Genomic DNA, 3,392 nt, shown 5'->3' with positions numbered 1-3,392 from the left:
TCCTGATACATCACGGTACCAGGACAGTCCATGCAATCAGGTCGATCCAGGTTCGGCAGGCGTTTCCCACTGGGCGCCTGCGCGCTCGTCCTTGCGTTGGTGCAGGTCGGCTGCGGCGGCGGTGCGCAGGTAGGCGATGCTGCGGCAGGGGCAGGAGGTTCCGGCGCAGCGGTGTCGCCGGCATCCATGGTCGAGCCGATGACGGAGGCCTTCGCCCAGCCGGACGAGCGTCCGCTGGTGGCCTGGCCGGCGTGTGTGCCGTCCGGACAGGGCACCGACTATGCCGTCGGTCCCGGGCAGGCACTGGCCTCGCTGGACCAGGTGCCCTGGGAGCGCCTGGCGCCGGGCGACACCGTGCGCATCTTCTACAGCGTTGCGCCCTACCACGGCAAGTTCCTGCTGGCCGCCCACGGCACGGCAGCGCAGCCGGTGCGTGTCTGCGGTGTGCGCGGACCGAACGGCGAGCGGCCGGTGATCGATGGCCAGGCAGCCACGACACGCGCTGCGCTGGCTGCAGCGTTCGAGGGCGCGGGCAGCGACATCTTCCAGAGCCGCGCCATCGCCATGGTCAAGTCGCTGGCGTCGGACGCCTGGACCGACCGACCGTCCTACGTCCAGATCGACGGACTGAAGATCACCCGCGCCCACCCGGCCTACCAGTTCCGCGATGCGGCAGGGGCCATGAAGACCTACGCCGACTTCGGGGCCTGCATCTGGATCGACCGCGGGGACCACATCACGGTCGCCGACAACGAGCTGACCGACTGCGTCATGGGGGTCTTCAGCCGCACGACCGATGACGGCAGCGGCGCGATCACCGAGAACCTGCGCCTCGTGGGCAATGTCATCCGTGGCAACGGGCTGGCCGGCAGCGAGTCGGAGCACAACACCTATACACAGGGCCTGGGCGTCGTGATCGAGCACAACGTCTACGGCCCGCTGCGCGCGGGTGCCCTCGGCAACGCGATCAAGGACCGCTCGACCGGCCTCGTCGTGCGCTACAACCGCATCGAGGAGGGGGCCCACGCCATCGATCTGGTCGAAGCGGAGGACTTTCCGCTGCTCGCGCTGTCCCGGGCCGACTACCGCACGACGCTGGTCTACGGCAACCAGATCCGCAAGGACGGCGACACCGGCAGCGTCATCCACTACGGCGGCGACCACTACGGCAGCACGCCCGGTGCGCAGTGGGGGGAGCCGATCTTCCGCAAGGGCGTGCTGCAGTTCTTCCACAACACGGTGATCGTCACCGGCAGCGGCGCAGCCGTCTTCCAGCTCTCCACCACCGAGGAGCGGGCGGAGGTGTGGAACAACGCCATCGTCTTCGCCAGCACGGTGTCCGAGAAGAGCCTGCGCGCGGGCCAGTCGGTGGTGCTGCCCTGGATCACCGGGGGGGTGGTCAACCTCGGGCGCAACTGGCTGTCGATCGGCTGGCAGGACACGGACCAGTGGCATGCCTTGACAGGGCAGCTGCTGCAGGCCGCATCGCCGCTGGAGGGACTGCGCTCGCCGCTGGTGGCGGGGAGCTGGGTGCCGCAGCCGGGCGGCGCGCTGGTGGATGCCGCTGTGTCGGCGCCGGCGGGCGTCGCGGCGGTGCCCATGCTCTGGCAGCTCGATGCTGTCGGGCGGACCCAGGCGCGGGTGACCAAGGGTGCCGCACCCGATCTGGGCGCCGTCGAGCAGTGAACCGGTGCGCTCGGATTCAGCCGCGCGCCGGTCGCTGCGCGGTCTTCGGGCGGAAGGCCTTGCAGGCGGCGTCGCGTGTTTCCAGGTACGGCCCGCCGATCAGGTCGATGCAGTAGGGCACGGCCGCGAAGATGCCCGGGCATGGTGGCACCGCATTCGGCAGGCCCTCCAGCGTCTCGGAGATCGACTTCGGTTGGCCCGGCAGGTTCAGGATCAGCGCCCGGCCACGGACCACCGCCACCTGCCGCGACAGGATCGCCGTCGGCACGAAGCGCAGGCTGATCTGGCGCATCTGCTCGCCGAAGCCAGGCATCACCTTGTCGGCCACGGCCAGCGTCGCCTCGGGTGTCACGTCGCGCAGCGCGGGGCCGGTGCCGCCGGTGGTCAGCACGAGATCGCACCGGTTCACGTCGACCAGCTCGCGCAGCGTGGCGCTGATGCCGTCCTGCTCGTCCGGAATGAGCCGCGTGACCCAGGTGACCGGGTTGTGCAGCGCGCGGGCCATCCATTCCTGCAGCGCGGGGAGGCCCTTGTCCTCGTAGACGCCGCTGCTGGCGCGGTCGCTGATCGACACCAGCCCGATGCGCACGGGCTCAGGCGGCGGCAGGCTGGCCGAGGTGGCCGCAGCGGTGGGGTCACTCATCGTCGTCTTCCTCGTCGAGGTCCTGGTCGGCCAGTTCGTCTGCCTTGGCTGCCGCTTCGAGTGCGGACTTGATGCGCTGGAACAGGTCGCGGTAGGCGCGGCCCTTGCGTTCGGCGGCGCCCTCGAAGGGTTGCGCGGCGGCGGCGGCGAGCTGGTCCTTGCGGGCGTTGCGGATCAGCGTGCGCAGGGCCTGTGCATCGGTGTCCGGGTGCTCGCTCATCCACTGGGTGAGGGCATCGTCCTCGGCCAGCAGGCGGTCACGCCAGCGCTCGGCGGTGTGCAGCGCGAGGGTTTCCTTCGCGCCGGGCACCTTGAACGAGGCGACCGCCTCGCGCAGCGGCTCCGGATCGACGCGGCGCATCAGCTTGCCGACGTACTGCCACTGGCGGCGGCGGCCCTCGTGCGAGCGGGTGCGCTTGAGCTGCAGCAAGGCGTCGAGCAGGAACTCGGGCATGCCCAGCGCGGCCAGGCGCGCATCGGGCATCTCGATCAGCTCCTTGCCCAGCGCCTGGAGGTCGTGCATCTCCTTCTTGAGCTGGGTCTTGCTCGGGCGGTCGGCGAAGTCGTCGTCGCGGGCCGGTGCGGCCTCGTCGTCGTGGTCAAAGTGGTCGTTCGGGTGCATGGGCGGTGGGGGTGAAGACGACAGCTATGATACGAGCGACCACCACCGGCCCGACCCGTACATGACTGCAAAGACTGCCAAGACCCGTCCCGCTGCCGCTGCCGAGGGGGCGGACGCCGCCGCCGAGCGTCCTGATTCCGGTTTCTCCTATTCGCGGGACCACTTCCGCACGCTGGTGGAAGACGCACTGGCCCTGGCCAAGTCGCTCGGCGCGAGCGATGCGGGGGTCGAGGTGTCCGAGGGGGCCGGCCTGTCGGTGTCGGTGCGCAAGGGCAAGATCGAGAACGTCGAGCGCAACCGCGACAAGGCCATCGGCGTCTCGGTCTACATCGGCCAGCGCCGCGGCAACGCCAGCACCTCCGATTTCTCGCCGGCCGCGCTGCGCCAGACGGTGCGGGCCGCCTTCGACATCGCCCGCTTCACCGCCGAGGACACGGCGGC

General features: G+C 70.3%; 4 protein-coding genes. 2 read left to right on the top strand and 2 right to left on the bottom strand.

Annotated features, from left to right (window positions below; translation table 11 throughout):
* The first annotated feature begins 171 nt into the window (after positions 1-171).
* On the top strand, positions 172-1,686 hold the full coding sequence (locus AB3X43_RS05370) for a right-handed parallel beta-helix repeat-containing protein (RefSeq protein ID WP_369428840.1): 1,515 nt from the start codon (positions 172-174) through the stop codon (positions 1,684-1,686).
* A gap of 16 nt (positions 1,687-1,702) precedes the next feature.
* On the opposite strand, the gene mog is transcribed toward AB3X43_RS05370, so the two are convergent.
* Both mog and yjgA read right to left on the bottom strand, forming a co-directional pair.
* Positions 1,703-2,329, bottom strand: a complete 627-nt coding sequence (gene mog / locus AB3X43_RS05365; RefSeq protein ID WP_369428839.1) for a molybdopterin adenylyltransferase — start codon at positions 2,327-2,329, stop codon at positions 1,703-1,705.
* The gene (gene yjgA, locus AB3X43_RS05360; RefSeq protein ID WP_369428838.1) at positions 2,322-2,951 is read right to left on the bottom strand and encodes a ribosome biogenesis factor YjgA; all 630 of its coding nucleotides are present in this window, start codon (positions 2,949-2,951) and stop codon (positions 2,322-2,324) included. Before yjgA ends, mog begins: the two co-directional genes overlap by 8 nt.
* Before the next feature lie 61 nt (positions 2,952-3,012).
* On the opposite strand from yjgA, the gene AB3X43_RS05355 reads away from it, so the two are divergent.
* Positions 3,013-3,392: PmbA/TldA family metallopeptidase (locus AB3X43_RS05355; RefSeq protein ID WP_369428837.1), on the top strand; the 380-nt coding region annotated here is incomplete at its 3' end.

The organism is Sphaerotilus sp. (assembly GCF_041083715.1).
Taxonomy (GTDB): domain Bacteria; phylum Pseudomonadota; class Gammaproteobacteria; order Burkholderiales; family Burkholderiaceae_C; genus Sphaerotilus.
This window is presented reverse-complemented; position numbering and strand designations above follow the sequence as displayed.